The 5280-nt window shown below is 59.5% G+C and carries 5 protein-coding genes; 2 read left to right on the top strand and 3 right to left on the bottom strand.

The features are described 5' to 3' along the window. The 3 genes from flgK to AC1ECN_RS38125 form a co-directional block, all read right to left on the bottom strand. Positions 1 to 1044: flagellar hook-associated protein FlgK (gene flgK, locus AC1ECN_RS38135; RefSeq protein ID WP_477955989.1), on the bottom strand; the 1044-nt coding region annotated here is incomplete at its 3' end. A 12-nt stretch (positions 1045 to 1056) separates the two neighbouring features. Continuing rightward, positions 1057 to 2349: a flagellar hook protein FlgE gene (locus AC1ECN_RS38130; RefSeq protein WP_130714055.1), complete on the bottom strand. Its 1293-nt coding sequence runs from the start codon at positions 2347 to 2349 to the stop codon at positions 1057 to 1059. Positions 2350 to 2674: 325 nt separating this feature from the next. Continuing rightward, the gene (locus AC1ECN_RS38125) at positions 2675 to 3553 is read right to left on the bottom strand and encodes an EF-hand domain-containing protein (protein WP_130682871.1); all 879 of its coding nucleotides are present in this window, start codon (positions 3551 to 3553) and stop codon (positions 2675 to 2677) included. Positions 3554 to 3716: 163 nt separating this feature from the next. Here AC1ECN_RS38125 and AC1ECN_RS38120 point away from each other — a divergent pair, with 163 nt between their 5' ends. Then, the gene (locus AC1ECN_RS38120) at positions 3717 to 4364 is read left to right on the top strand and encodes a TetR/AcrR family transcriptional regulator (RefSeq protein WP_018480592.1); all 648 of its coding nucleotides are present in this window, start codon (positions 3717 to 3719) and stop codon (positions 4362 to 4364) included. A 207-nt stretch (positions 4365 to 4571) separates the two neighbouring features. Next, positions 4572 to 5280: DUF1217 domain-containing protein (locus tag AC1ECN_RS38115; RefSeq protein WP_477955985.1), on the top strand; the 709-nt coding region annotated here is incomplete at its 3' end.

The raw sequence follows: 5280 nt of genomic DNA, 5'->3' as shown, positions 1-5280 counted from the left end.
GATGACGGCTAGATTGACCGAAATGGTGGAGGCGATCCCTGTCGTATCGTCGGAAGCGGCAGGTGTTGCCCCGGTTGCGCCTGACGCCGTCGTCCACACGAAAAGTCCCGGCGCGCTCGTGCTGCCGTCGGTTTCCGAGAAGACCTGGACGAGCGATTTGGCGATCTCGTCGAGCTGGGCCTGGAATGTCGGGGCGATCTCGTCGCGAAGCTGCAGCAGCGCCTGCAGGCTGCCCGAGGCACTCGTCGTCGATCCCTCGCCGGCGTCGAGTGCAACACCGTCGATATAGATGGAATTGCCTTCCGTTCCGGCAACGTAGGTTGCCGTCGACGCGAACGTGACGGTGCGGGGAATGGTCTCGAACAGCACGGTGCCATCAGAGGTATAGAGCGCCATATCGTTATTGTCGCGCACGGTGGAGGTGACGCCGACGATCGAGGAGATCTGCTTCAGCAGCTTTTCACGCTCGTCGAGCGCCGAGGATGTATCGGTGCCGGTCGATGTGGCCAGCTTGACCGCATTGTTGRCCGCCTCGAACTGCGACAGCAGCGTATTCAGGGTGGAGACCTGAGTGGTGATCTCCGCATCCGCCTCGGTTCTGATCGACTGGACGCCRTCGCTTGCAGTATTCAACGAATTGGCAAGATCCTGCGCGGCGGTCACGGCCGATTGCGCGGCGGTCGTGTTGCTCGGGGATGTGGCGAATGTCTGGAGCGCCTGCTGGAATGCCGTGAGATAGGTACTCGGCGAGGTCTCGTAGTCATTGCCGCCCACCAGCGACTTCAGGCTTTCGAGGCCGGTTACCAGCGTCTGCTGGGCGCTGTCCTTGGCATTCGTTTGCAGATACTGGGCAAGCAGCGCCGTTTCCTGCGCCCGGCTGATGCTGACGACCTGGGCGCCGGAAAGAGACGTCGTAACCGACGCCTCCCGTCTCACATAGTCGGAATTTCCGACATTGGCGATATTGGTCGAGACGATGCTGCTTTGCTGGCCCGTAGTATTGAAAATACTTTGCACGCTGTTCAAGGCGGAGGTGAGCGACATGCCGGCGCCCTCCTATCGTTTCAGATTGACGAGGACATCCATGATATCGGAGCCGGTCTGAAACACCTTCGAATTGGCGGTATAGCTGCGCTGCGCCTCGATCATTTCCGTCAGTTCGCCGGCGAGATCGACGTTCGAGCTTTCGAGAGCACCGGACTGGATGGAGCCAAGCCCGTTCGTCTGCGGGAAGCCGGTGACCGTTACGCCGGATAATCCGTTGGCACTGTAGACGTTGCCGCTGAGCAGCGTCAGATTGTCGGGGCTGGCAACCGTCGCGAGAGGAATCTGATAGAGAGCCTTCGTCGCGCCGTTCGCATAGGAGACCGACACCACGCCGTCCGTACCGATAGACACCGAACTCACGGCACTTGCCGCCTGGCCGTCTGCCGAGCCCGTTGCCGAGAAGTCGGAGGAAAGCTGGGTGAAGTCGGAATAATCCATGGTGATCGTCTTGGCCGTCACCGGATCGACGATGTCGGTGTCGGTTGCGGAGGTTAGCTGGCCATCGGCGTCGAAGGAGAGCGTGGCAACGCTCACGGCATCGGAAGAGTAGGGAAAGGACGCCGTGCTGCCGGTGGATGCATCGGCATTGCGGTAAACCGCGACCTCCCAGGTGCTGCCGGTGACCGCGCCGCTCGCGTCCGTCGTGACGCCGGTCTTGGTGAAGTAATAGTCGTACTGGACGGTGCCGCCGAGGCTGTCATAGGCAACCAGCGACATCTTCTGCGTGTCGTCGGTGACGGTCGCCGTGTTGGCGCTCGGCAGTGTCGTCGTATCGGTGACGACGGTCGCTTCGGAGTTCAGGTTGCCGCTGAAATAAGCGCTGCTCGAAGCGACGGCGCTCAAGCCCGATTGAGAGACGTTGACCGGCACCAGGCCGTCGAAGCCGTTGACGACCACAGCCGGCACGCCGGAGTCATAGGAGTATCCCATGAGCGTGAAACCGGCGCCGTTGACGAGATTGCCGTCGCTGTCGACCGAGAAGTCGCCGGCCCGGGTGAGCACAGGCGTGCCGTCGGCGCTTTCGACGATGAAGAACCCGTCTCCCGAGATCGCCAGGTCGTAGGCCGACGTCGTATAGGAAATGTCGCCTTGCTGAGAAATTGCCTGGCGCACGGAGGTCTGAACGCCGCCTGAATTATAATTGCCCGAGGAAGACGGCAGGACCAATGACGAAAAGGACGTCGAAACGGCTTTGTAGCCGGTGGTGTTCGCGTTGGCGATATTGTCGGAAACCGTGCTGAGCCGGTTTGCCTGGGCGCTCATGCCGGAGACGGCGGTTTTCATGCTTCCAAAAATGCTCATGGCTCGATCCTTTAAGGTTTGGGAACATGCCATGTGACGAGGGGCTTCCAGGGCCCGGATGGCGGGCGCACCACATCGCTGGCGCCGGGCAAAGGCCGACACCGGTCGATGATCTGATTGTCTGGACTGACCCCGTGATGGCGATAGGCGCTTCGGCTCATCCGCGCGCTGGTTATCCGTGCGCCTGTGACGGCGCACCATTCGAACGTTTCCATATTTCGCAAGCGACCCGACTGAAGGCTCTGCCGGCTCGACTGCCGGGTCGCTTTAAAACCGTCTCAGTGCAGATCCTCCAGCGACCGCAATGGCGACGGCTTAACGACCGTCAGCTCGTGGACTGTGCAGACAATGAACCCGTGCCTGACGTGTCGAGCAGACTAAAGAGCTGGCTCGCCTGACTTTCGGTGATGTCGTCCGGCTTACCCGCCATAAACTCGTCCAATGTCACAAGCCCGTCTCCGTCCGTATCGAGATCGGAGAGCAGGGATGCAAACTGGTCATCGTCATCGTCAGCGGACGGCGGCGGTCCTTCGGGACGTTCCGACCGCTGAACGGACATGGCCTCGGTCAGCGTATCAACCGATAGCGAGCCGGAACTTTCGCTGTCGAAGCTGTCGAACAGCGTGCCGGCCTGGTCCTCGCTCAGATCGGACGGCCGACCTGCAACGAACTCGGCCTTGCTCACCTGCCCATCGCCGTCGGTATCGAGATCGGAGAGCATGGATGCAAGTTCGTCATCGTCGGAAGGTGGCGGGGGTGGCGGCCCCTCGGCGCGTTCCGACTGCTGGGCGGACATGGCCTCGGTCAGCGCATCGACCGATAGCGAGCCGGAACCTTCGCTGTCGAAGCTGTTGAACAGCGTGCCGGCTTCATCCTCCGACACATCGGACGGCCGGGCTGCGACGAACTCGGCCTTGCTCACGTACCCGTCGCCATCGCTGTCCAGCTGCGCAACGTCCATGTCTGCGCCGCCGTCCTGCTGCTCGCTGGAATCGGACTGACCGGCGAGGCCGTTCATCGTTAACGACATCAACTGCGACATGAGTTTCTCGGCGCTGTTGGTCGCGTCTTCGCTGAGCTGCTGGCTTGCGGTTGATTTTTTTGCCGAAACCGTATTACAGGATAGGGTGTCCTGGGATGCTGACGTCGAACTCTTGCTATAGGAATAGGAAGAGATCGACGTTGCGGCAGAAATGGTCGTCATAAGCGCTCCATCGATAGAGGGTGGGGATGCAACGCATTACAGAACTGATGAGTTCTCTAAATCGAAATTGCTAATGCCACAACCGAAAAAATCGTCCCTCAGAAATCGTAGTCTCCTTTCTGCGGGCGTCGGCTTGTGCTTCGATGAGGCGGTCTAGATCATTATGGATGTTGCCGACGAGCCCGTAGATGAGCCGCGCAAGCGAGGCCGGCCGAAAGTCTCAAGCGACGAGGACAAGCGGGCGCATATCGTCGAGATTGCCCGCCGCGTTTTTGTAAAATACGGCTATGCCGGAAGTACGACCGCAGTCGTCGCCAGCGAGGCGGGTGTTTCAAAACAGACGCTTTACAAGCTGTTTCAGAGCAAGGAAGAGCTGTTTGCCGCTGTGGTCGGCGCGCATCGGCGCCTGATGCTCGACTTGCCGCGGCCTGCTGAAGATATCTCGATCGCCGAGAGCCTCGAACGTATCTTCATGATCGATATGGATGAGGACAAGGACGCGGATCGTGCCGGTTTCCTGCAACTCGTCTTTCGCGAAGCGGCGCAGTTTCCCGAGCTCGTCGATATTCTGCAGCGCGAAGGCATGCTTGCCAGCCGGCAGGACCTCACCGACTGGCTGAGCCACCGCAGGGCGGAAGGCAAGTTGTCACTTGATGATCCGGCCAGCGGAGCCCGGATGCTGATGGATATGATTTTCGGCGGCATGGGTCCGCCGGAAGGGCGCGCTCAGGCCTGGCCTGATCGGGCGGTGCTGCTTGCCCATCTCAGGCGTTGCATTGCAATCTTTGCGGCGGGCGTCGGGGCCGCTTAACGCGATAAAGCCGCAATCCCTCGGCTTTGGACGTCCTGTTGCATTTTCGAATAATTATAGTACCATGTGGTTCTATTAAATTGATTCGGCCGCATGAATGCGGTCCGTATGCGCCATGAGCGGCGGCAACATCTCAGCAAACATGAAAAGTTTCAACCGTGACTGCCGGCAGGCTTTCGCGCGCGCGCTCATGCAAAGGGACAGACGTTGGTTTCCACCTATGTGAGCTACCTCTCGGTCGCCAGAAATCTGAACGCCAGTCTCTCGAGTGTGGCTTCGCAGGCAACGGTTTCCCGCGACAGTGCCTATTACAAGGAAAACATCGACAAGGTCACGACGGTCGATGAATTCATGGGCGATTATAAGCTCTACTCCTATGCCATGAAGGCCTACGGGCTCGACGACATGACATATGCCAAGGCCTTCATGAAGAAGGTGCTGGAAAGCGACCTCAGCGATTCATCGAGCTTCGCCAACAGTCTGAGCGACGGCCGCTACGCCGAATTCGCCGCCGCCTTCAAATTCGGGGGCGAGACGAAGACGGCGCAGTCAGACGTGCAGCGGGACAATCTGCTCGATGCCTATGAGGAATCCTTCGACACCGAGGCGGACGACATCGCGGACGAGACGGATTATTTTGAAGACAATATCTCGTCGATCACCTCTGTCGATGAATTTCTGTCGAGCTCCAGACTGAAGAACTATGCGCTGACGGCCTTCGGTCTCAGCACCGAATACACGTCCAGCAGCTTCCTGAAGCAGGTTTTGACGAGCGATCTGGACAATGCCGACAGTTTCGTCAACCAGCTTGGCGACGACGTCTATGTCAGCCTGGCCAGGGCCTTCAACTTCAACGAGGATGGCTCGACCGACGGCGACTTGATGTCGGAGGACCAGATCTCGCTGGTATCAAGTG

The sequence above is a fragment of the Rhizobium sp. 01N447_2 genome (genome assembly GCF_056399245.1).
This window is presented reverse-complemented; position numbering and strand designations above follow the sequence as displayed.

What these genes read in the sequence shown, in the direction of transcription:
- AC1ECN_RS38125 (WP_130682871.1), bottom strand. Translation starts at nt 3,553, where the DNA reads ATGACGACCATTTCTGCCGCAACGTCGATCTCTTCCTATTCCTATAGC.
- AC1ECN_RS38130 (WP_130714055.1), bottom strand. Translation starts at nt 2,349, where the DNA reads ATGAGCATTTTTGGAAGCATGAAAACCGCCGTCTCCGGCATGAGCGCC.
- AC1ECN_RS38120 (WP_018480592.1), top strand. Translation starts at nt 3,717, where the DNA reads ATGGATGTTGCCGACGAGCCCGTAGATGAGCCGCGCAAGCGAGGCCGG.